Source organism: Salinivibrio sp. PR919 (assembly GCF_001995355.1).
GTDB classification, from domain to species: Bacteria; Pseudomonadota; Gammaproteobacteria; order Enterobacterales; family Vibrionaceae; genus Salinivibrio; species Salinivibrio proteolyticus.
Genome location: NZ_MUFL01000022.1, coordinates 22478 through 46089 on the forward strand (window position 1 = coordinate 22478; position 23612 = coordinate 46089).

General features: G+C 52.7%; 22 protein-coding genes. 8 read left to right on the forward strand and 14 right to left on the reverse strand.

Features of this window, described 5'->3' with window-relative positions:
- Nucleotides 1-161 precede the first annotated feature (161 nt).
- From BZG83_RS06190 to BZG83_RS06225, 8 genes are all read right to left on the reverse strand, one after another.
- Nucleotides 162-1037 carry an energy transducer TonB gene (locus BZG83_RS06190; protein ID WP_077479782.1) on the reverse strand — a complete coding sequence of 292 codons (876 nt, stop codon included), beginning with the start codon at nt 1035-1037 and terminating at the stop codon, nt 162-164.
- Complete coding sequence (locus BZG83_RS06195; protein WP_077479783.1) at nt 1034-1465, reverse strand: biopolymer transporter ExbD; 432 nt, start codon at nt 1463-1465, stop codon at nt 1034-1036. The genes BZG83_RS06190 and BZG83_RS06195 overlap by 4 nt, the downstream gene beginning before the upstream one ends.
- A gap of 4 nt (nt 1466-1469) precedes the next feature.
- Nucleotides 1470-2306, reverse strand: coding sequence for a tonB-system energizer ExbB (gene exbB / locus BZG83_RS06200; protein ID WP_077479784.1), 837 nt, complete (start codon nt 2304-2306; stop codon nt 1470-1472).
- Nucleotides 2307-2393: 87 nt separating this feature from the next.
- The gene (locus BZG83_RS06205) at nt 2394-3848 is read right to left on the reverse strand and encodes a surface lipoprotein assembly modifier (protein ID WP_077479785.1); all 1455 of its coding nucleotides are present in this window, start codon (nt 3846-3848) and stop codon (nt 2394-2396) included.
- A 58-nt stretch (nt 3849-3906) separates the two neighbouring features.
- Nucleotides 3907-4635 (reverse strand): Slam-dependent surface lipoprotein, encoded by a 729-nt coding sequence (locus BZG83_RS06210; protein WP_077479786.1) that lies wholly within the window; start codon nt 4633-4635, stop codon nt 3907-3909.
- Nucleotides 4636-4728: 93 nt separating this feature from the next.
- The gene (locus BZG83_RS06215) at nt 4729-7701 is read right to left on the reverse strand and encodes a TonB-dependent receptor (protein WP_131825058.1); all 2973 of its coding nucleotides are present in this window, start codon (nt 7699-7701) and stop codon (nt 4729-4731) included.
- A 79-nt stretch (nt 7702-7780) separates the two neighbouring features.
- Nucleotides 7781-8707: a DUF4880 domain-containing protein gene (locus BZG83_RS06220; RefSeq protein WP_077479788.1), complete on the reverse strand. Its 927-nt coding sequence runs from the start codon at nt 8705-8707 to the stop codon at nt 7781-7783.
- Nucleotides 8708-8710: 3 nt separating this feature from the next.
- The gene (locus tag BZG83_RS06225) at nt 8711-9220 is read right to left on the reverse strand and encodes a sigma-70 family RNA polymerase sigma factor (RefSeq protein ID WP_077479789.1); all 510 of its coding nucleotides are present in this window, start codon (nt 9218-9220) and stop codon (nt 8711-8713) included.
- A gap of 310 nt (nt 9221-9530) precedes the next feature.
- On the opposite strand from BZG83_RS06225, the gene gmk reads away from it, so the two are divergent.
- From gmk to recG, 5 genes are all read left to right on the forward strand, one after another.
- The gene (gene gmk, locus BZG83_RS06230) at nt 9531-10154 is read left to right on the forward strand and encodes a guanylate kinase (protein WP_077479790.1); all 624 of its coding nucleotides are present in this window, start codon (nt 9531-9533) and stop codon (nt 10152-10154) included.
- Nucleotides 10155-10272: 118 nt separating this feature from the next.
- Nucleotides 10273-10545, forward strand: coding sequence for a DNA-directed RNA polymerase subunit omega (gene rpoZ / locus BZG83_RS06235; protein ID WP_069588983.1), 273 nt, complete (start codon nt 10273-10275; stop codon nt 10543-10545).
- Nucleotides 10546-10572: 27 nt separating this feature from the next.
- Entirely contained in the window at nt 10573-12678 is a 2106-nt protein-coding gene (gene spoT, locus BZG83_RS06240) for a bifunctional GTP diphosphokinase/guanosine-3',5'-bis pyrophosphate 3'-pyrophosphohydrolase (protein WP_077479791.1), read from the forward strand.
- A gap of 93 nt (nt 12679-12771) precedes the next feature.
- Nucleotides 12772-13479 (forward strand): tRNA (guanosine(18)-2'-O)-methyltransferase TrmH, encoded by a 708-nt coding sequence (gene trmH / locus BZG83_RS06245; protein ID WP_077479792.1) that lies wholly within the window; start codon nt 12772-12774, stop codon nt 13477-13479.
- Between the two features lie 12 nt (nt 13480-13491).
- Complete coding sequence (recG, locus tag BZG83_RS06250; protein WP_077479793.1) at nt 13492-15570, forward strand: ATP-dependent DNA helicase RecG; 2079 nt, start codon at nt 13492-13494, stop codon at nt 15568-15570.
- Here the strand turns inward: recG and BZG83_RS06255 are convergent.
- From BZG83_RS06255 to ompR, 3 genes are all read right to left on the reverse strand, one after another.
- Complete coding sequence (locus tag BZG83_RS06255; RefSeq protein ID WP_077479794.1) at nt 15555-15950, reverse strand: GntR family transcriptional regulator; 396 nt, start codon at nt 15948-15950, stop codon at nt 15555-15557. The two genes, recG and BZG83_RS06255, sit on opposite strands and share 16 nt — an antisense overlap.
- A gap of 93 nt (nt 15951-16043) precedes the next feature.
- Nucleotides 16044-17378, reverse strand: coding sequence for a two-component system sensor histidine kinase EnvZ (gene envZ / locus BZG83_RS06260; protein ID WP_077479795.1), 1335 nt, complete (start codon nt 17376-17378; stop codon nt 16044-16046).
- Nucleotides 17379-17381: 3 nt separating this feature from the next.
- Nucleotides 17382-18098 (reverse strand): osmolarity response regulator transcription factor OmpR, encoded by a 717-nt coding sequence (ompR, locus tag BZG83_RS06265; RefSeq protein ID WP_077479796.1) that lies wholly within the window; start codon nt 18096-18098, stop codon nt 17382-17384.
- Nucleotides 18099-18326: 228 nt separating this feature from the next.
- On the opposite strand from ompR, the gene greB reads away from it, so the two are divergent.
- Both greB and BZG83_RS06275 read left to right on the forward strand, forming a co-directional pair.
- Nucleotides 18327-18821 (forward strand): transcription elongation factor GreB, encoded by a 495-nt coding sequence (gene greB / locus BZG83_RS06270; RefSeq protein WP_077479797.1) that lies wholly within the window; start codon nt 18327-18329, stop codon nt 18819-18821.
- Nucleotides 18822-18896: 75 nt separating this feature from the next.
- On the forward strand, nt 18897-21212 hold the full coding sequence (locus tag BZG83_RS06275; protein WP_077479798.1) for a Tex family protein: 2316 nt from the start codon (nt 18897-18899) through the stop codon (nt 21210-21212).
- Between the two features lie 64 nt (nt 21213-21276).
- On the opposite strand, the gene BZG83_RS06280 is transcribed toward BZG83_RS06275, so the two are convergent.
- The 3 genes from BZG83_RS06280 to bioH all read right to left on the reverse strand — a co-directional run bounded on the left by BZG83_RS06280 (nt 21277) and on the right by bioH (nt 23039).
- A complete protein-coding gene (locus tag BZG83_RS06280) occupies nt 21277-21750 on the reverse strand; it encodes an ATP-dependent Lon protease (protein WP_077479799.1) in 474 nt (157 codons plus the stop codon).
- Nucleotides 21751-21814: 64 nt separating this feature from the next.
- A complete protein-coding gene (locus BZG83_RS06285; protein WP_443216369.1) occupies nt 21815-22114 on the reverse strand; it encodes a hypothetical protein in 300 nt (99 codons plus the stop codon).
- 136 nt (nt 22115-22250) lie between these two features.
- A complete protein-coding gene (gene bioH, locus BZG83_RS06290) occupies nt 22251-23039 on the reverse strand; it encodes a pimeloyl-ACP methyl ester esterase BioH (RefSeq protein WP_077455026.1) in 789 nt (262 codons plus the stop codon).
- Between the two features lie 40 nt (nt 23040-23079).
- Here bioH and BZG83_RS16660 point away from each other — a divergent pair.
- Nucleotides 23080-23612 (forward strand): ComF family protein (locus BZG83_RS16660; RefSeq protein ID WP_131825059.1); only part of this gene is annotated, 533 nt, incomplete at its 3' end.

A 23612-nucleotide genomic window follows, 5' to 3' on the forward strand; every position in this document is an offset into this window, starting at 1 on the left:
TCTTTTTGGGGCCCCAAACGGGCATTGAGTGGAATACAGTTCCATATCGGGGCGACTCGATAGAAATCAACCCCGAAGCGAATTGCGGGAGMAGCCTAACAGGTTAGCAAGCGAGAGTGAACCTTTGTCATCGTGTTCACGAAAAAGGTATCCCCTTATTTTTACAGTGAAAAACGAATCGGCACTGTGACGGTGATTGTCAGCCCTGGCAAGGCATCTGGCGGCGTCGGCAACGGGGACGCACGCTGTACCAGCGCCTTAGCCTCTTCATCCAAACTCTCAAATTGGCTCGAGGTTTGGAGTTTGACCGATTGCACCTCGCCTTGGCGATTGACGGTAAAGGTTACCCGAGGCGAGCCTTGCTGCTTAAGTCGCCGAGCAAATCGAGGATAGCGCTTATAGTGCGCCAAATGCGCGTGAACCCGTCGCTGCCAATTCAACTTGGCAACCTTCCCCTTTACGGTTAGCTGTCCTTGCGCTGGGCCAGTCACTTTTTCACTGTGTGTTGGCGCGTCAACATGTTTCGGCGCACTCGCCTCTTTCGCGACCGACGACGCACGTGACGTTTTGGGGCTTTCCTTTGGTTTAAGGCGAGGCTCAGTCGTTTGCACCTTGTGTGTCTCAACCGTTTTTTTTGTCTCTACCGCTTTAGGCGGCTTCTTGGCAGGGCGTGAGACAGACTGCGGCTGTTTTTGGACTTGCGCATTTTTTTTATCTTCAACCACAGGCGTCGCGTTTGGCGTCGGCATCACTTTTTCCGCCACCGTCTCAGATGCATCAGCAGGCTGACTGGCGCGTTGCGGTTTGCCCTCTTTCACATCGTGCTTTTCCACCTTTGGGGCAGACACTTCTGGTGCGATGACAGAAATAGCAATCGGCACCGCGGCGGGAGGCGGTGCGAGCGTGCGCGCTGGTGTCCAAAAGTACGCGATCGCCACGCCAAAATGGAGACTGACGCTCACTAGCGCCCCCACCAACCAGCCTTTTCGCGTGCGGTCTAACTCAAAGCCTTGAGGCAACCCAGCCAATACCGTCATGAGGAACTCGATGCTGACTGCGCAATACCCACCAGCCCGACTTGCTGATAACCCGCTTGACTAAGCGTATTAATCACTTCCAACAGTGACTGATAAGGCAAGGTTTTATCGGCCCGCAAATATAAACGGGTTTGTTTGTTCGCCACCCATAGAGGCAACTTCTGACTGGCTTCTTCAAGGGAAAACGCAGGATGCTCGTCAACTTGCAACATTTGTCCAGAGCCTACAGACAAATACACAGGCTGACTGGGCGAGGCATTCGGCTTCGCCGAAGAGGTGGGTAAATCCACCGGCACGCTGACGGTTGCAAGCGGGGCCGCAACCATAAAAATGATCAATAACACCAACATCACATCGATAAATGGTGTCACATTAATCTCATGGTTTTCTTGTAGTTCATGGTCTGACGAGGAAAATTGAAAGCTCATCTTTCTACCCTGCCTGTCGCCACGCAAGTTCAGTTTGCGCATTGCGCTCACTGTCGAGATCACGGCTCACCAGCACCAAAATAGCCACCGCTAAATCCCCCATTTGAGCACGATACGCAGCCAATGCACGGGTAAAATAGTTGTAAACAATCACAGCTGGGATCGCCGCAACCAAGCCAAGAGCCGTTGCCAGCAGGGCTTCAGCAATCCCGGGAGCCACCACGGCTAAATTGGTCGTTTGCGTATGCGCAATGCCAATAAACGCATTCATGATCCCCCACACGGTACCAAACAGCCCCACAAAGGGAGCCACGGACCCGATCGATGCCAGCACCCCTGTGCCACGATTCATCATGCTAGCCTGTGCCACCTGTACCCGCTCCAACCGTGCTTGTACCCGCTCTTTAACGCCTTGACCGACTGCATCTACTTGTTCGGATAGGGCAAGCTCGGTTTGCGCCGCACTGAGAAACGCCAGCCCAGTGCCCTGGTGAGACGATGCCGCCGCTTTGGCCGCCGCAAAGCTTTCAGCGTGAGCGCAAAGTGACACCAGTGGCGCTAAGCGGCGACGCGCACGACCGAGTTGCCACTGCTTAGTGACGAGCACAGCCCATGTCACGCCTGAAGCCGCCAGCAATATCAGCATGACCGCTTTGACGATAGGATCCGCAGCCTGATACATACCGAGCGGAGACAGTGCATCAACGGACAAATGGGTGGCCTGCGAGCCTGAAGCGGTCACCACTGACCCGCTCTCCGCTGGTGCCGTGGATTCACTCGCCTGCACATGCACCGTGATGACCAAGAGCCACAGTCCCAGCCCTATCCAATATCGCTTCATTTTGAGTCCTTATTATCCATGCGTAATACGCCATATCGGTTATCTACCCGCTATACCGAACGAATAACGAAAACCCGTAAAAAATTTTTAAAATTGTTTTTCAAACTGGACTTGGATGCGCGTGTAATCATGGCTGTAGAGCCATTCAACATTGCTTCGTGTTTGATGATACTGGCCGGTGATCACCGGAGAAAAACCCGCCACAGTTAGCGTAGGGAGGCGCAAACTCAATACCAGCGTATGTTGAATATCATGCCGCTTGTTCCCCAACATGGCGTTGTATTCTCGATAGTTACGATCTTGATAAGCATAACTAAATAGACCATCGAGTTCGGGCGTCGGCTGAAAACTCACCCCGACTCGTCCTCCTAGGCTGCGCCAGTCAAAGACAGTATCCTCACTTTGGCTATCCGTGTAGTTTGCACCGATAAAAGCTAACCAGTTGGGATGAAGCTGAGAGAACCATGTTGCAGACAAATAGGTTTCCTGCCCCGACAGCGCCTTCAGCTGTGCGCCTTGATAACGGATATCTYTGCTGACAACCGTTCCCTTAAACGTCGATGCAGGAGTAAGGATACGTAAGTAGTCAAGGTTGACACCAAAGGTATGGGAAATCCACGTGCCTCCTTGCCAAGTGCCTTCCAATAAGGGGCCTATTGAGAGTTGATTCGCCGCATTTTGATACCGATACCCAATCAACCACTGGGTGTCCCACTGGTTATAGCTATCGTTTTTATCGTAATCCGCACCATATGCCATACCACGGATAAAGCCATGATGATGACCAGATACAGCCCATGTTTTTGCTGCCGAGAGCGTGGCTCCCCAGCCATAACTGGCAATCGCGTCCGGCGTTTTTCGTACGTAAGCACACCCTGCAGCCACCGATAGCAAACAGGTTTCACTGTGAGACGTTTTATTGATATTGGTGTGATACTCAGGCCCAATCGCCAACGAGCCTTGCCATGACTGACGCAAAGATAGTGCTTGTAAATAGGCCGAGACGGTTCGCTGAACACCAGCTGCGTGAGGCATACCAGCAATGCTTGTCGCGATAGCCTCAAAGTATTGTTTGGCCTCACGGCTTTGGTAATCTTCAAATAACACGCGCGCTAATGATAACTGCGCCAGTAAAAAATCAGGCTTAAGTTCAAGTAGAGCTTGATAGTCATGCGCAGCTTGGGCGAGGTTTCCTGCCTGTCGGGCTAAGCCCCCCTTGGCATAAAGGATTAACATAGCATCGTGGCCGGGTAATGTTTGATAGTAAGGCAGCCCTTCAGCCACCCTATCCCAAGCGTGTTGTCGTATCGCTTGGTAGAGCGCTCTTCCCAATGCATTCACATCCAATGTTTCCAAAGGAACATGCCATGATGGTGTGCTGGGCAGTGCTAAATCAGCCTCTGCCAGCGCTTTGTCTTCCGATTGTTTTTGTTGTTGTCTCTGACGCTGTTCAATACGAAGGTCTGTTTCGGATTGGCTACTGAATACCAACGTGGGCGTGATCATCAAGCAAATAACGCCGACGAGTAAATAAAACCGCATGCAACACCCGCAAATAAAAAGCAGAGGCACATCGCCTCTGCATCATAAAAAATAAACGCTATTTTTTGGTGCCACCAAAGGCGGTATTTAGATCGCGGTCGGCAAAGGTTGCAATCCCAGCAAGGGCTGCGGCGTCTGCACCAAAGAAATGGCCTTGTGTAGCACCTTTAACCCCTTGACCTCCATGTAAAGCAACCGCTTTACCCTCAAACGCCGCAGTTTTCGCATCAATACCTGCATCAATGCTTAGTTTCATCGCAGCATTACTGATGGTGCCGCGAACGGTTTTAGCGGAAAAGTCTGCGTTAAACTCACCAGTYAATGCATTATTGCCAGTAAAGCGGTTCAAGCCAGTCACTGCATAAGATGCCGTGCCCGATGTGGGCAGACTCGTTTGGGTGTTATCGCCCGCATAATACACACTGCGATCTTGACCATTACCGGCAAAGTCTTGCGACCATTCACCAAACCATACGTCGCCCGCACCGGCCTTCGCAAAGTTAAACACTCCCGCATCCCCGGAATGTGATGTGCCATTGGTGTAAATGTCGCCTTGCTTTTGGGTACTGCTGGCACGGGTCAACCCTTCAAAGTCCACCTTAAATGTTGAGGAAATACGGTTGTCATTACCAATCCCCGCCTTACCCATTGTATGGGGGCCAAAAGGCACATTGGATGTGCCGACTTCAATGTTGGCGTCATCGCTTTGTGTGCCAACAATATCAGCCAAAGCAGATGTGGTAGTTAAAATGGCACTCAGTGCTATCACGACGGTTTTGTACGGCATAATGTGACTCCTAGGTAAATGATTTCAACGTTCAGCAAATAATTTGCTTCATCCTCTTTACCGTTCAGTTCAGGCAAACCCGTAACCGCGTCGTTAAAATTTTGCTTTTAGCATCAATTTAATGGTGCGCCCTGGCGCCGGTACACTGGAACGCACCAGTGGGTCAATGTGGTAGACATCGGTTAAATTGGTCCCTACGACTTCAAGCGCGATGTGGCGTGATAACTGATAATTGGCAAATGCATCAAACGTTAAGGTATCGTCGCGCTGGACCACCTCATCTGACTTGGCTTTGGCAAGGTACGCGCCTTTGACCCCAGCTTCTAACTGACGATTGAAAAAGCGATGGCCCAGTTGCAGCGACGTCGACCACGCTGGGGGGACTTGCGATTCTAAATATCCGCCAGGAAAACCGCCAAACAGACAATTGCGATAATATTCTGGCTCGTCGGGGCGATAACGTGTGACGACGGAGCTCTCATCACAGACTTGATTGGTGAGCATGTAAGCGCCATTTAAATCGGCAAACCAATCACCGTCATCGTAGTTCGCTTGCAGCTCCAATCCTGCCAGCGTCTGCGAATCAATATTGCTAAAGCGCAGCATGTCATCTCGCTCGATCACGTTTTCAGTGAGGTGGTGAAAGTAAGCCAGTTTCAGATCACCGTGAGTAAAATGATGAATGTAGCCTAACTCGTGATTCACCGTTGCTTCGGGTTTGAGGCTGGTATACGCATTATTTAACGCGGAAAAGCTAAGCGTGCTTTCAAAGAGGCTTGGAAAGCGCAACATTTGGCTGTAGCGGTAGTAAATACGGTCTTGCGGCGTAGGAGAAAATGCCACGGAGGCAAACGGTGACCAACCCTGCCCGTGATCGTGTGTTTTGGGACGCATGTTCACTTTGGTATTCAATTGATTGGTCGCACGACACGTCCCTTCAATGTAGTTGTCTGGTAATAGTCCATTAGCGGGGTCACAGGGATTTTGCGCACGGCTATATTTACCGTTTCCATCATGTAACCAAGCTTGTGTGCGCTCTTCAATTTCACCTTCTTCGCGCAGCTTGGCTTCTTCTTCAGCAAGATCAGCCAATATCTGGCTCTCAGGGAACCCAAAATCCTCCAGCATTCTACGATAACTGTCCAGTATCGCCTGAATTTCAGCCTCACTCAGGAACACACGCACTTTATAGCTGGCTTCAAGCCCCGGCGAGACAGCCTGCTGCGTGAACAGGGTATCGTCCCCTTCGGCTTGGCGCGCTGCAAGGAAGTCATCTTTGACATCAAAGCCTTGAAACTTCACACCAGCGTTGAGCGTCCATTGGGTATGTGGCTGCCAAGTGGCTTGTAAGCTGGCATCAAATTCTTGATAGGTCCCTTCTTGTGGAAAGTGCACCCAACCATCGGCTTTGTTCGCATCATAAGTATCATCAGAACGTTGTTCTCGGTATTGGTATCGTCCTGCGGCAGTCATAGATAAGGTGTCACTGAACGCCATGGTATTGCTGATATTCACGCCAATACGGCTATCTTTTGCATTAGACGCAGCAGTATTACGCAACAGGGTGCTGTAGCCCGGTAACAGGTCATGGTTATTGGCATAGTTAGGAAACCCACCTCGGGTATTGGTATCGCTGACGGTGTAGGTGGTCCACAACTTGGCCGTTAAATCAATCCAAGGGTCCTTTGGCGACCAGTGATAATCAAGGTTGTAAGCTTGGGCACGCACGCGGCTAAGTGGCCATTGCGCCATTTTATTGCCATCAATTAAGTCACCAGAGCGACTTGCCATGATTTCACCATACTCGGCATCGGTGTAGCGCGCGCCAAGGCTCAATTGCTGCGCGCCCTCGAAAAGGAATGTACTTTTCAGCAACACAGATTCGGTTTCGCTGGACGTGTTGGGAATTTCCGCGCCCGGCAGATGGCGCAGCGCCAAGGTCTCTGGGTCGACCTTGGTCATATAGGCTTCTTTCGAATCGCCGCTTTTATAAAAACCACTATCATGTTTTCCCCCATAATAATTGCCTTTATAGCGATAAGCATAAGCAGCCAACCATTCCATGCTTTCGTCTCGTTTTGCCAGCGCAAGACGGTAAGCGTAGTCATCCCCCGAGAAAGGATTGTTGTTTTTGTTGTGGCTCATCGGCTGCCACAGCGAAGGATCGGCGTAAGGGTATTGGGGCGTGGACGGAAACCCGTCGACGTCGCGATAATCTTGCCCTGTGTATAAGGTCCCTAACGTGGGCGCAACCGCATTGTTGCTTCCTTCAATCAAGAACTCACCGCCAAAGTCTTTTCCCGGCAGCAAAATATCTTGTGCAGAGAGGGTGTTGACGACCACCGCGCCGCCTGTGGATGTTTTGACGTTCGCCACAGTATTGGGGCCTTTGATGACCTGCACACCACCAATTAAGTTGGGATCAATATAGCTGCGATTCGAGACACCACGGTAGCCACGCCAGACAGTCAGCCCTTGCTCTGTGCCATCAATGAGGACAGGCACACGACCCGGCCCTTGAACACCTCGAATATTTGGGTCAATGCCTCCTCCGTTGCGCGCATCACCACTGTACACATTGGGCATACCTTTAAAGAGATCAGCCGCATCTTTACCTTTATATCGCTCAACCTCTTTTTTGCCCGCGTACACCGTTGACCGGTTGTCATCGTAAACAGCATATTTACCCGCTTCATCGCGACTAATCTCCCCTTCCGAAAACGACACATCTAGGGTATCGAGCGTCAGCGACTCTGTGCTGTCGGTAATTTGATAGCTGCCATCGGCTTGTCGATGTGCCGTCAAACCCGTACTGGTCAGTAGGATGTTGAGGCCTTGCTCTGGGGTAAACTGTCCGTCGAGCCCCGCACTGTAAAAACCTTCGGACAAACGCGCATCCAGATGAAATTCGATACCCGATGCCAGCGCAAAGGCTTTTAATACCGCATCAAGCTCTCCGGCGGGGATCTGGTAGGTATTTACCGTGTCTGTTTGGGCATAAACGGGGGAATAAAAAGGCACACCCAAGGTTAACGATAGACATAATATCGATGATTGCAGTTTCACAATACGGCTCCACTTAAGTGAGTTAACTAACCGATACACCGAACGAAGGCGTGGGATCCGTAAAGGTGAGTGTCATTTTTTATTGGGCTGGAATAATTTGTACCCAGAGCGCAGTACGAAAGCGCAGGGCAATAGGCAGAATGGTTTCTAGATGCGCCAGGGTTTGCTGGATATTGCGGGTGGAAAATACTCCCGTCACGGTTAGATCATCCAATTGCGCATCTAAGCGCAACCAGCCTGAGAAATACCGTGAGAGCTCTTCAACTAGCGTCGAAAGCGGCATGCGTTCAGCCACGAGTTTTTGCTCCAACCAGCTCACCGCGTGAGTTTCTAAAGGCGCAAGATGCTGCACCTTATTGTCCGTGCATTGCACCGAATGCCCGGCGGGAATGTAACGCAGTTGCCCTTGGAATGGCTGAATACGCGCATTGGTCGATAACAATTGTATGGCACTGAAGCGCGCAAACTGGCGCACAGCAAGCTGGCCTTGCTCCTCAACCCACACCTGACCATGGGCGGTGAGAACCGATAAAGGCGATGCCGCTTCGAGCATCACTTCACCGCGCTCAAGGAAAATCTGTTTTTTCCCGCCTTGATAATCGACCCACACCCGCGAGTCTGTGTTTAACGCGACACGACTCTGATCCGGCAAGGTGAACTGCTTGAGTTCCCCGACTCGGCTTGCCAAGGCAACGCCCTGTTCGTAACGCTGCGCATTAGAGCGCCATGCTAATAAGCACCCTGCGCCAATACCAATACCACCGAGCATCAAAAACCGCCGGCGCGACAGGCCACTTTGTCGTAATAAGACCGAATGATGTCCCGAGACATCCTGAAGCTGGGATTGCACACCTTCCAGCGCTTGCCATGCCTTTTCATGATGAGGGTGAGCACGTCGCCACTGTGATAGTGCTTGTTTATCCTGCTCAGACACGTCGTCCGCCCACATACGGGCCATCCATTGTGCCGCTTGCTCAACCACATGAGGCGATAAAGATGACATCATGAATCACTCTTGCGCGGCGAGTACACAGGCAGTCAGTGCCTTGGCAACATATTTCTCTACCGAGGAAACTGAGACAGAAAGCGCCTTTGCGATGTCTTTATAGCTCATTCCCTCGAGCTGGCGCATCAGCAAAGCCTGCCGCACCTTGACCGGCAAATGCCCTAATAAAGCATCAACCGCCACCAAGGCTTCCATGGTTTGTTGGTGTTGCTCGGGCGAGCTGGCCATGCGTTCCGGCTGCGCTTGCAGATAGTCTAAGTAAGCTTGCTCAACGCGACGACGGCGATACCAATCGACGATCAAGCCTTTGGCGATATGGGTAAGGTAAGCACGCGCACTGTCTGTATCAGRCAAACGGCCGGAATTAAGCAAACGCAAATAGGTATCTTGAACTAAGTCGGCCGACGTTGACGGGCATCCCATGCGTCGCTGAATAAAGCCCGAAAGCCAGCGCTGATGTGACACATACAGCGAGGTAACACCCTGATGTAACGCCTGCTGACTCCCTATCATTGAATGTGCTCCCTACACCTAAACCGACCACCCAATACAAACGCTAACAATTATCATTAATAATTGCGTATATGCAAGCATGTTCTAGACAGAGCCATGCTTTATCGACTTAGCGCACAGTTTGTGTCACACCGGCAATCGCGCACGCATGTATCAAGTCAGTAAGTTCACGCTCTAGCGTTCAAATCCCCGCCGGTTCGTGCTAACCTGCGCGCCTCCCATCGGGAGACTACTATCTATTCGTCGATCTCCGTCAATACGATTGCGCTATGCTTTGGTATTGGCATCAGCCGGTTAAAGTGATCAATCCATGAGTCAAGGTACGCTTTATATTGTTTCTGCCCCGAGTGGTGCAGGCAAATCAAGCCTGATTTCAGCACTGCTGAATGACAATCCACGCTATGACATGAAAGTGTCGGTTTCACACACCACACGCGCTATGCGCCCCGGTGAAGAAAACGGCGTGCATTACCATTTTGTCGCAGTAGAAGAATTCAAGGCCTTAATTGATCAAGGCGCCTTTTTGGAACACGCGGAAGTCTTTGGCAACTATTACGGGACATCGCGCGTATGGRTTGAAGAGATGCTTAATAAAGGCATCGACATCTTTTTGGACATTGATTGGCAAGGGGCGCAGCAAATTCGTCAACAGATGCCGAACAGTAAAAGCATCTTTATTTTGCCGCCTAGCCGCGAAGAGTTAGAGCGCCGTCTCACCGCTCGCGGCCAAGATAGCGAAGAGGTGATCGCCAAACGCATGCAAGAAGCACGTTCAGAGATCTCTCACTATGCTGAATATGACTATTTGATCATTAATGATGACTTTGATGTCGCATTAATGGATCTTAAAGCGATCCTCCGTGCAGAGCGGATGCGTCAGCCTAAACAAGCCRGCAAATATCATGCAATGATTGACGACTTGCTGGCCGACTAATCATGAATATTGGCGTTTGTTCGATTGCAGCGCACCCAGTGCTAGCAATGGACGGCCGCCTTTTGTATAATTTTCGGTCATTTTTAAGACCTGTTTATCACTACAGCTGGAGTCCTTCATGGCACGCGTAACTGTTCAAGACGCCGTTGAAAAAATTGGTAACCGTTTCGATCTCGTTCTGGTTGCGGCCCGCCGCGCCCGCCAAATGCAAACGGGTGGTAAAGATCCTCTAGTACCAGAAGAAAATGACAAGTACACCGTGATCTCACTGCGTGAGATCGAAGAAGGACTGATCAACAAAGAAGTGCTAGACGCGCGTGAGCGTCAAGAAAAGCAGGAGCAAGAAGCTGCCGAAATGGCCGCTGTTAGCACCATTTCTGGTCACCGTTAATCGCGTCATCATCAGGGAACAGGCCGTTTGTACCTCTTTGATAGCCTGAAAGAAGTCGCGAACCAATACTTGCCGGAATCGCAGCTTGAAGCGCTCCGGCAAGCGTATCTGGTTGCGCGCGATGCCCATGACGGGCAAACCCGCTCCACCGGTGAGCCCTACATCATCCACCCCATCGCCGTTGCGCGGATCCTCGCAGAAATGCGCTTGGACTGCGAAACCTTAATGGCGGCGTTGCTGCACGATGTGATTGAAGACACAGACGTGACCAAAGAGGATCTGCAACAACGCTTTGGTGATGTGGTTGCGGATCTGGTGGATGGCGTTTCCAAGCTCGACAAGCTCAAGTTTCGCGATCGCAAAGAAGCGCAGGCGGAAAACTTCCGCAAAATGGTCATGGCAATGGCCCAYGACATTCGCGTCATTCTGATTAAGCTCAGTGACCGCACCCATAATATGCGTACCTTGGGTGCCCTGCGCCCCGATAAACGTCGTCGTATTGCCCGCGAAACACTGGAAATTTTTGCCCCACTCGCTCACCGTCTCGGTATTCACAATATTAAAGTGGAGCTCGAAGAGCTCGGCTTTGAAGCGCTCTACCCCAACCGCTATCGCGTCCTCAAAAAAGTGATTGCGCAAGCGCGGGGCAACCGCAAAGAAATGATCCAAAAAATCCATGCGGAAATTGAAGGCCGCTTGGAAGATGCCGGGATCAACGCGCGCGTGCTTGGCCGAGAGAAGAACCTTTATTCCATCTATAACAAGATGAAGAATAAAGAACAGCGCTTTCATACCATTATGGATTTGTATGCCTTTCGCGTGATCGTCGAGGACCTCGACACCTGTTACCGCGTGTTAGGGCAAATGCATAATTTGTACAAACCACGTCCCGGCCGCTTGAAAGATTACATTGCCGTGCCGAAGGCGAACGGTTATCAATCACTGCATACGTCAATGATTGGTCCGCATGGTGTGCCAGTTGAAGTGCAAATTCGCACTGAAGACATGGACCAGATGGCGGACAAAGGGGTCGCTGCGCACTGGGCGTATAAGAGCGGCGCCGAACGTCCATCCGGTACCACGGCACAAAAACGTGCTCAGCGCTGGATGCAAAACTTGATTGAGCTGCAGCAAAGCGCGGGGAACTCCTTCGAGTTTATCGAAAGCGTTAAATCCGATCTTTTCCCCGATGAGCTGTATGTCTTTACCCCGAAAGGGCGTATCGTCGAGCTCCCCGTGGGCGCCACGGCCGTTGACTTTGCCTATGCGGTCCATACCGATGTGGGTAACACCTGTGTCGGCGCGCGAGTCAATCGTCAACCGTATCCGCTAAGCCAACCACTGAAAAACGGCCAAACCATTGAGATCATTACCGCACCGGGCGCTCGCCCGAATGCCGCATGGCTCAATTATGTGGTGACCGCTCGGGCACGGACCAAGATCCGCCAAGTGCTCAAAACCATGCGCCGTGAAGAATCAGTCACATTGGGACGTCGTTTGCTCAACCATGCGCTGGGTGAGAAGAACCTACCCGATGTCGATCCTGACCGCCTCAATGCGATTTTGACCGACCTGAAGCTAGAAAGCAGCGATGATTTGCTCGCCGCGATCGGCTTGGGTGAGTTAATGAGTGTCGTGATCGCTCGCCGCCTGCTGGACGATGAAAACACGGACGCGGAACCTTCGGACGGGAAAATGCCTATCCGTGGCGCAGATGGTATCTTGGTCACTTATGCCAACTGTTGCCGCCCTATTCCGGGCGATCCGATTATCGCGCACGTCAGCCCTGGTAAAGGCTTGGTGATCCACCGTGAAACCTGTTCAAACATTCGCGGCTACCGTCAAGAGCCGGACAAATATATGCCTGTTGAGTGGGCAGACGATTTCGATCAGGAGTTCAGTACTCGTCTACGCGTGGATATGCAGAACCATCAAGGGGCGCTGGCGGATTTAACCAACACCATCGCCGCGACGGGATCGAATATTCAGGGACTGACGACCGAAGAAAAAGATGGTCGCTTGTACACCATCTTTGTTCGCCTCACCACCACAGACAGGGTTCACCTTGCCAATATTATGCGTCGCATTCGTGTGATGCCAAACGTGGTCAAGGTCAGCCGTCAAAAGAACTAGCCATGTTGCCGTTTCGCGCTCAGGCTATCACTCGCCCGCCTTTTGGTGGGCGAGTTTGTTTCTCTCCTATCGTGTAACTAACGGAACCTCACCATGACACCAGAACGGTTTGAACGTATTCATCAAGTGCTTGCTCAGCGCCAGCCTGATCTCACCGTGTGTATGGAACAAGTCCATAAGCCAAATAATATCTCTGCCATTATTCGCACCGCAGATGCCGTCGGCGTGCATCGCCTTCATGCCGTCTGGCCAAAAGGCAGTAAAATGCGCGCTTTAGGTGGCACTTCGGCAGGCTCTCGCAACTGGGTAGATGTACAAACCCATGATTCGACTGCCGAAGCCTTTGATGCGCTTCACGCTCAAGGCATGCAGATCTTAGTCACCAACTTATCCGACACCGCCATCGATTTTCGCGACGTCGATTACACCCGCCCCACCGCTATCGTATTAGGCCAAGAAAAAGAAGGCATCAGTCGCGAAGCGCTCGATAAGGCGGATCAAGATATCCTCATCCCAATGGTGGGTATGGTACAGTCATTAAACGTGTCAGTGGCGAGTGCTCTTATTCTGTATGAGGCCCAGCGACAGCGCCAATTAGCGGGTATGTACCAGCGGGCTCACACCCATATTCCGGACGAAGAAGTCCACAAGATCCTGTTTGAACGGGGCCATCCTGTTTTAGCACGCGTGGCCAAACAAAAAGGGCTGCCCTATCCACCGCTGGATGAACACGGGCAAATCGTTGCTGATGAGGCATGGTGGTCTGCGATGCAGGCAGCYAAACACAAACGTAGTAAATAACGGACTATTTTGATGCGATCATCCATGCTCAATGCTGTCTCAGTCGAAACACTGGCCGGTGTCGGCGCCAAAATGGCGAAAAAGCTGACCAAGCTGGGGTTGTATACGGTTCAAGATGTCTTGTTTCACTTGCCGTACCGTTATGAAGATCGCACACGCGTCTGGCCGATCGCCAGTTTGCTCCCCGGACAAACCGCGACCGTTGAGGGTGAAGTGACGCACAATGACACTGTGTTTGGGCGCCGCCGCATGCTGACCGTGCGGATCCATGACGGCAATGGTGCGCTGACGCTACGCTTTTTTAACTTCAACGCCGCGATGAAAAACAGCCTCGCCATCGGCAAACATGTGAAGGCCTATGGCGAGCTAAAACGCGGTAAGCATGGCCTAGAAATCATTCACCCTGACTATAAAGTCTTTTCTGAGCCTACCGAGCTTGCGCTAGAAGAAACCCTGACACCTGTCTATCCCACCACCGAAGGGCTGCGCCAAGCTACCTTGCGCAGTCTAACCGACCAAGCGTTGGCATTGCTGGACAAAAGTGGTGTACAAGAGTTACTCCCTGAGGGCTTATATGATAGACAGCTTTCATTACGCGATGCCTTACACCTTTTGCATCGTCCGCCACCAGAGGTGTCACTAGAGGCCCTGCAAGCCGGGCAACATCCTGCCCAACGTCGGTTAATTATTGAAGAATTACTCGCCCAACATCTGTCGATGCTGTCCGTTCGTCATCAAGCGCAAGCGGTCAGTGCCACACCGTTGCCACCGAATGGGGCGCTGAGCCAACAATTGCTGGCCAACCTGCCATTCTCCCCCACAGGGGCACAATCGCGCGTAGTCGATGAAATCAGTCGCGATCTGGCTAAGCCCGTCCCCATGATGCGCTTGGTACAAGGCGATGTGGGCGCGGGTAAGACGCTGGTTGCGGTATTGGCGGCGCTGCAAGCTATCGAACACGGTTACCAAGTCGCATTAATGGCCCCCACGGAGCTATTGGCCGAACAGCATGCGGTGAATTTTGCCCAATGGCTGGAGCCGTTGGGAATTCAAGTCGGTTGGCTCGCCGGTAAGCTTAAAGGCAAAGCGCGCGACGCTGAACTTGCACGGATTGCCAGCGGTGAGGCGAAAATGGTGGTCGGCACACATGCGCTGTTTCAAGCCCATGTCGACTTTGACCAGTTAGCCTTGGTGATCATTGATGAGCAACACCGCTTTGGTGTTCACCAACGTCTCGCCCTGTGGGAGAAAGGTGAGCAACAAGGAGCGCATCCGCATCAATTGATCATGACAGCCACTCCGATCCCGCGTACTCTCGCGATGACTGCGTATGCCGATCTCGATACCTCGATTATCGATGAGCTCCCCCCGGGGCGTACTCCGATCCAAACCGTTGCCGTGCCAGATACGCGCCGCGATGACATTATTGCGCGTGTCAGTGCCGCCTGCAGTGAAGGCCGCCAAGCGTATTGGGTATGTACCTTGATTGAGGAATCCGACGCTCTCGAAGCGCAAGCTGCCGAGGATACCGCCACCGCACTCAAAGCGGCGCTCCCTCATCTTGCCGTCGGCCTTGTCCACGGACGCATGAAAGCGGCGGAAAAACAAGCAGTCATGCAAGCCTTTAAGCAAGGGGAGCTGCATTTGTTGGTCGCGACTACCGTGATTGAAGTGGGCGTCGATGTCCCCAATGCCAGTTTGATGATCATTGAAAACCCCGAGCGACTCGGGTTGGCACAGCTCCACCAACTACGGGGGCGTGTCGGTCGAGGCTCCGTCGCCAGCCACTGTGTGCTCTTGTATCATGCCCCTTTGTCTAAAACCGCCAGTCAACGCTTGGGCGTCCTGCGCGAGAGCAATGATGGCTTTGTGATCGCACAGCGCGATCTCGATATTCGCGGGCCCGGCGAGCTTCTCGGTACCCGGCAAACCGGCTTGGCCGAGTTTAAAATTGCCGATCTGGTGCGTGACCAAGCGCTGATCCCTGAGGTACAAAAGTTAGCGCACCACCTGCATCAACACTATCCGCAACACGCCGCCGCAATCATCGCACGTTGGCTTGGCCATAAAACCCATTATTCCAACGCATGATCGCCGATATCGCTCTCCCAGTGGGCCATGACTAACGCCATGGCCTCGGATTTGCTATATCCGGCTTGATTGGCCACCTGAATAAAATGTGCCAATGGCGCTTGTACATATTGCAACCGTTGATGAGGCTCAGCAGGACGCGCTTGCTGGCTGACTTTCATCCCAACGCCTCGCACTCGCTCTAACCATCCTTGCTCGGCAAGTTGCTGATAACTGCGCGAGACCGTCATCGGATTCATCTTTAACTCTCGCGCCAGCACACGTACCGACGGCAAGCGCTCGCCTGAGCGCAGCGCACCACTGGCGATCTGACGCTGGATTTGCTCAATCAATTGCTGAAATTTCGGGGTAGGATCGTTTTTATCTAAACAAAGTCGCATAGGCCATAGTGTGTGTATTAGTTCTATACGACAGTATGGTCGGCCTATCCGCCTTCGCGAATAGGCCATGAAGAAAACGTGGCAACGCGCACACTAGCTTTTGGCACGCCCCTGATTGACCGGAAATGTCATCTGGATCCTCAACCCTCCTTCGGTACGGGAAGACAGGCGAATATCGCCGCGCAGTTGTTCCACAATCCGTTTCACAATAGCGAGTCCCAGTCCGGTTCCCTCGCTACCACGGGCTGAGTCACCCCGCGTGAACGGCTGGAAAAGCGACGCTTCTAGGCTCGCATCAATACCCGGTCCATTGTCCTCAACTTCGACCCATTGATGGGTATGATCGGCGGTACTGCCACAACGAATGCGTACCCAGCCGTTGCCATAGCGGACCGCGTTAACCACCAAGTTAGTCACGGCCCGCTTAAGCGCCACTGAGTTGGCATACAACTCGCCATACAAAGGCAGCAACTCGGTATCCATCTCGATACCCACCAGCTGTTGGCTATTCGCTACATCACGACAAATGCTCGCTAAATCCACCGGATCAGGGTCTTGCTGCTGCACCGCGCGCAGATAGTCCATAAACTGATTGATGATCTCGTTGCACTCTTCAGTGTCTTTAGTGATGCTATCGGCAAGGTATTCATCGTCCGGCGACATCATTTCGGTCGCCAAGCGAATGCGCGTCAGCGGCGTGCGCAAATCATGGCTCACCCCTGCCATCAGCAAGGCGCGATCTTCTTCGAGTTTGCGTATGCCTGCAGACATTTTATTAAACGCCACTGTTACCGCTTGAATTTCAGAGGCGCCTTTTGGGGCCACCGGCTCAGGAAACCGGCCTTCAGCCACATCTAACGCAGCACGCTCTAAGGTCACCAGTGGGCGGTTTTGCATCTTAATAAACAGCCAACCACCTGCAATCACCAGCAACGCAATAATCAGGCTGTATTGGAAAAGGGGCGCAAAGTCATCTTGATGCAGTTCGGAAAGCGGAATACGCATCAAAAAGTCATCAATGGCGTCAAACTTTAACCACAGCACATAGCTGTCTTCACCACTGACAAGGCGCACTTCGGTCGGCGTTCCCAGCTCTTCGCTCATCCGCGCACTGAGATAATCTATCTGCATCGCGTCTTGGTAAGCGCCTGCGGCGTCACTGTTAGGAGCATGTAAGGTCACCCCAATTTGTTCCAGCAGTTGCCGACGCACAGGCTCACCCAAGTGCAGCACTTCCCCGTCTTTTAGCGTCCAATCCTCTTCCAGCATCAAGCGCACTTCAAAGGCCAAGATCTTATTAAACTGCTGCAAGCTGGGGAGCAGGGCATAATTGACGATGGTGAGATAAGAAAAAACTTGGCTGGCAATCAATAGGCCAGCCAAAATCAACAGCGTGCGGGCAAAGTTGGTGCGCGGCGACATCCGCATCGCTTAGACCTCGCCGTCAGGGACAAACACGTAGCCCAGCCCCCACACCGTTTGGATATAGCGTGGCTTGCTCGGATCTTCTTCAAYCATGCGGCGCAATCGCGAGATTTGCACGTCAATGGAGCGCTCCATCGCGGAGTACTCACGTCCGCGCGCCATATTCATCAACTTGTCGCGTGATAACGGCTCGCGCGCATTGGTCACCAATGCTTTAAGGACCGCAAATTCGCCCGAGGTTAACGTCATCGGGTCGTCATTACGGAACATCTCCCGCGTACCGAGATTGAGGCGAAACTCGCCAAATTCGACCACCTTGGTGTCTGCACTCGGTGCGCCCGGCGCTTCAATGGTTTGGCGGCGCAAGACAGCACGGAGGCGCGCCAATAGCTCCCGTGGGTTAAATGGTTTGGGTAAGTAATCGTCCGCACCCACTTCTAATCCGACAATACGGTCAATTTCATCACCCTTTGCGGTGAGCATTAAAATCGGTAATTGGTTGTTCGCCTGACGCAAACGGCGGCAGATAGATAAGCCATCTTCACCCGGCAGCATCAAATCCAAGACCATCAGGTGAAAGGCTTCCCGCGCGAGCAAGCGATCCATCTGTTCGGCATTGGCCACACTGCGCACTTGGAAGCCCTGCTCAGTTAGGTAACGCTCCAGTAGCGAACGCAGACGCATATCATCATCCACCACTAGGATTTTATAGTTTTCTTGCATGGTTAACCCTCATACTCAATGCGGTTATCTGCCGACAAATCAAGCAGTCACTGCTGTAATCATACCGGATTTTGCCACATTTGCGTGGATTGACACTGATGGTTCCGCCACGAAACAACGAAGAAATTGTTACCGAGTGTTGCCTCGACAAGCTTGCTCGGTTCTTGTAATTTGCTCGTTGAAATTGCATCACTTATTGAGGCTTCGCGAGGGTTAAGGAGACGCTGCGTGAAAACCAAACTGGTCACCCGTGAAGGGTTTAACGCACTCAAAGCGGAACATGACCACCTATGGCATGAAAAACGCCCAGAGATCACCAAAATTGTCAGTTGGGCGGCAAGTTTAGGCGACCGCTCAGAGAATGCCGACTACACCTACAACAAGCGCTTGCTGCGACAAATTGACCGCCGCGTCCGTTATCTGCGCAAGCGGCTGAATGAACTCACCATTGTCGACTACTCGCCCCAACAAGAAGGGCGGGTCTTTTTTGGCGCTTGGGTGGAAATTGAAAACGAGGCGGGCGATATCAAACGCTTTCGGATTGTTGGCCCTGATGAGATTTACGATCGTAAAGACTACATCTCGATTGATGCGCCCATGGCGCGCGCCCTGCTCAAAAAAGCGGTCGATGATGAGGTGGTGGTCCGAACCCCTGAAGGTGAGAAGCATTGGTTCGTCAATGCAATCACTTACCCAACAGAGACCGACTCACGGGAACCTTAACGACCACAAGGGTCAAAGAAACAGATTCAATGGCAGTGCTGCGGTGCTGCCGTGCTTGTTTACAAAAGGATATGCATGCACAGTCAACTGACTCAAACCCTGGCTAAAGAGCTCAATGTCTCACCCAACCAGGTCGCAACCGCCGTTGCGCTGCTCGATGACGGAAATACCGTCCCCTTTATTGCTCGCTATCGAAAAGAAGCCACCCAAGGGCTGGATGACAGCCAACTGCGCACGCTGGAAACACGCTTAGTGTACTTGCGCGAAATGGAGGCTCGGCGTGACACCATCCTAAAATCGATTGATGAGCAAGGTAAACTAACCGATAGCTTGCGTCGCGACATTTTAGCGGCGGACAGCAAGAACCGCTTGGAAGATCTCTATCTGCCCTATAAACCCAAGCGTCGTACCAAAGGACAGATTGCCATTGAAGCAGGCCTAGAACCCCTGGCCGAGGCCTTATGGCAAGACGCGTCGCAAGACCCTGACACACTCGCCCAATCCTATCTCAATCCCGAGCAAGGCATCGCCGACACCAAGGCAGCACTCGACGGCGCCCGCGCCATCATGATGGAGCGCCTCGCTGAAGATGCCGCCTTGCTCGATAAAATTCGTCAATATCTCAACCAACACGCGGTGTTACGCGCAAGTGTTGTCACAGGCCAAGAAGAGGCTGGGGCGAAATTTAAAGACTACTTCGATCATCAAGAGCCGATCTCTAAAGTGCCTTCTCACCGTGCCTTAGCCATGCTCCGGGGCCGTAACGAAGGCGTCTTGCAACTGGCCTTAGTCGCTGACCCAGACCAAGAAGCAGACAGCAAAGGCAGTATCTGCGAAACCATGATTGCCGAGCACTACGGTTTATCCTTGGGCAGTGCGCCCGCCGATCGTTGGCGTAAGCAAGTTATCGCGTTCGCGTGGCGAGTCAAAATACTCATGCACCTTGAGACTGAGCTTATGGCCAGTTTGAAAGAGCGGGCCGAAAGCGACGCCATTGATGTCTTTGCTGCCAATCTAAAAGACGTTTTGATGGCCGCTCCCGCGGGCCCACGCTGTACGCTCGGCATCGATCCGGGTTTGCGTACCGGCTGTAAGGTGGCCGTGGTGGACGGTACGGGGAAATTGCTCGATACCGCCACCATTTATCCTACCGCCCCACGTCACGACGTAGATGGCGCGAGCAAGACGGTGCTCAATTTAATTAAACGTCATCAGGTCAACCTCATCGCGATCGGCAACGGCACCGCTTCCCGCGAGACCGAAGCGTTTGCCAAAACCATGCTAAGTCAGGCTGGTTTAGCCATTCAGACCGTCATGGTCAGTGAGGCAGGTGCCTCGGTGTATTCGGCATCGGAATTAGCCGCCAATGAGTTTCCAGACCTTGATGTCTCGCTGCGTGGTGCCGTTTCTATCGCCCGCCGCTTGCAAGACCCACTGGCCGAACTGGTTAAAATTGACCCGAAATCGATTGGCGTAGGCCAATATCAACACGATGTCTCTCAAAGTCAGCTTGCCAAAAAACTCGATGCTGTGGTCGAAGACTGTGTGAACGCGGTCGGGGTGGATCTGAACAGTGCATCGGCGCCACTCCTGACTCGTGTCGCTGGCTTAAGCCAAACCATGGCGCAAAATATTGTCGCTTTTCGTGATGAAAATGGCCGCTTTGGCGATCGTAAAACCCTGCTGAAAGTGCCGCGTCTTGGCCCTAAAGCATTCGAACAATGCGCGGGCTTTTTACGGGTAATGGATGGTGCCAACCCGCTGGATCGCTCTGGCGTTCACCCAGAAACCTATTCTTTGGTCAAACGCATTGCGGAGAAAACCGGCAAAGCCGTCGAGGCGCTGGTCGGTAACAACCGTTTCTTGCAAGGCCTGAACGCGAAAGAGTTTGCAGATGACAACTTTGGGGCAATCACGGTCACCGACGTGCTTAACGAGCTGGCAAAACCCGGCCGCGACCCGCGTCCTGAGTTTAAGACCGCCACCTTTGCGGAAGGCATCAATCAAGTCAGCGATCTGAAGCCCGGAATGCAACTGGAAGGCGTGGTGACCAACGTGACGCACTTTGGCGCCTTTGTCGATGTCGGGGTTCACCAAGACGGTTTGGTGCACATCTCCGCCCTATCGAATCGCTTTGTCAGTGACCCTCGCGAGGTGGTCAAAGCCGGAGATGTGGTTAAAGTCAAAGTGATGGAGGTGGATGTACCACGCAAACGGATTGGCTTATCCATGCGTTTGGACGATACCCCTTCAGGCGACAGTGCGTCCCAAGGACAAGGCGATAACCACAAAGCGGGACAGTATCGCCCATCACGCAAGGCGCCTCGTCAACCCGCCGCACCTATCGGCGGAAGCATGGCTGATGCCTTTGCCCGCGCCAAGCGCTCTTAACGACGCAAAAAAGCCCCGCTCGTCTTGGCGGGGCTTTAACGTCAATAGGCTCGGTGGACCGAGCTTAAATCACAATCAACACTTCTGAAGGCATATTCGCCACGGTCGCTTGCTGGTAGCGCATCGCGACTACCGCACGGGTACGTTCAAATCTTTGCAGCTGCTCAATTTTCTCCAACACCTCTTCGGGCATTTTGAGCCCCAACGGATAGCCGTTTTCTGGTCGCGCCTCGTCTCCGGGCTCGCTACGAGTGATGGCATCAATGCGGTTAGCAACATTGGCGCCGTTGTAGTCTGCGTCTTTAAATGACTCGGGGGTATAGTCGAAAGAATAATTGGGATGCTGTGACGGATCCCAAGAGGGATTACGCAGTTGCTTGTCTTGCTCCGTCGCGGGTCTTTCATGATCCAACGCGGGCGGCTGTTTGGTCGGAACAATTTTTTCGCGCACACGATTTTCCCGCGCAACTTGCTCAGTTGGCKGGTTCACCGATGGCGCGACAGTTGGGATACTGACGCTTGCTGGCGATATATTCATCTGATGCTACCTCCCAACATCAGCTGAAGGCCTTATTGTCAGTCCGGCCTCGTCTCCTTATAGTTTAGACGACAACCGCGAGTATTGTGCCTATTGTTCCCAACGCAGACAAAAATTGTCCTGCGTTATAGGCGGTATCATCGTTTTCCTTCACTTTTTCCGGATGGTCCATGCCCAACGCGCCATAAGTAAAGGATTCGACCGATGATTTCTCTTTAGACTTCTCAACGCCTTCAGCGTTTTTAGCTGCTTTCGCATCCTTGACGTCTTTCACCGCTGGGGTGGCCGCTGTCTCAGCGGGCTTTGTATCTTTGACCTCTTTGTCCGCATTTGGTTGCGTTTGCGGCGGTGATTTTGGCTTCATCGACTGAGGGTGATAGGCCTGAGACTGCCCAACGTTACCTACGTTCATTATGGTCTCTCCTAATGTCAGAGCAAGTGACATAGTTAACTTATCGGCAGAACCATGACAAGATTTAGTCAATTCTGCCAAAAATCGTTCAGCGCGCGCAGTCAGGGCGGCAATTCGTTGCCAGAAAGGCGGTGAGCCTGTCTACCACACCGTCAGGCTCAGTGACAAAAGGGGCATGGGCACTGTGTGCAAACACCTCACTCGGTGAATGCGGTAACCAAGCGTCCATCTGTCCCGCCACGGCGACAGGCACCAACCCATCGAGGCGACCGTACAACCGCAGCCAAGGTAAGCGAATCGACTGGCATGCTTGACGTAAATCCGCCGACGCCAGTATTTGCAAACCATCAGCCAGAGCCTGAGGATCCGGTGCAGGTCGTGAAAACACTGCCTGCTTGAGCGCTTTAATGTCTTTCTTCGCAGTGGGCGACCCCATGGCCTGCAACGCCATAAACCGCTCCACGGTCAGAGAAAAATCCTGCTCAAGCTGTGAGGCAAATGCATTCAGCACCGCGGGTTTAATACCTCGCCATCCCGGTTCCGCGACAAACTTGGGTGAGCTTGCGACCGTCACGAGCCCCGTCAAACGATGGGGCGCGAGCAGGGCCGCTTGCGTGGCCACCAATCCGCCCAGTGACCAGCCCAACCAAGTTGCTTGCGCTGGTGATTCTTTAAGCAACACTTGTGCCAGTTGTTCTAAATCAAGCCCCGGCTGTGCGGGGCTCAACCCAAATCCGGGCAAGTCAACACAATGAACACGGTAGTTTGCAGTGAGATACGGCAAGATAAGCGACCAAACAGCACTGTTCATTCCCCAGCCATGAATGAGAACCAGATCGGGGCCTTGTCCGTAAGATTGCCAATCACATAACGCCATGCTTTACACTGCCTTTGTACTCTTTTTCATCAGGATGGCTATGATACCAGCAATTCATCCCCCTCGCCTTGCTGGCGTTTGGCAAAGCATTAGGGGCAAATCTTTGCCCCATCAGTGCCCCGTGTGTCGCTTATCCCTCCCTGCCGATCACACCTTGTGCTGCGATGCGTGCTGGGATAAACATCATCAGGCCTACGGGTGTCAATGTTGCGGCTTGCCGGTGCTCACCCCTCAAACACATTGTGGTCAGTGCCTCAGCCATCCACCTGCGTGGCATACGCTTACCGCGATCAGTGCCTACCTCGACCCACTCCCTGATTTGGTTCACCGCTTTAAATATCAAGGAGACTTCGAGCTCGCCCTTCCGTTCGCCAAGCTGCTCAGTGAGAAAATCGACACGCCTGCCCCAGTCTTACTGCCTGTTCCCTTACACTGGCGGCGACGGCTACAACGCGGCTTTAACCAAAGCGCACATCTGGCATGGGCGCTACAACAGCGGCTTGGCAGCCGAGTCGTCAATCACTATCTAAGACGTACTCGCCATACCTCACCTCAGCAAGGGCTGGATAGATC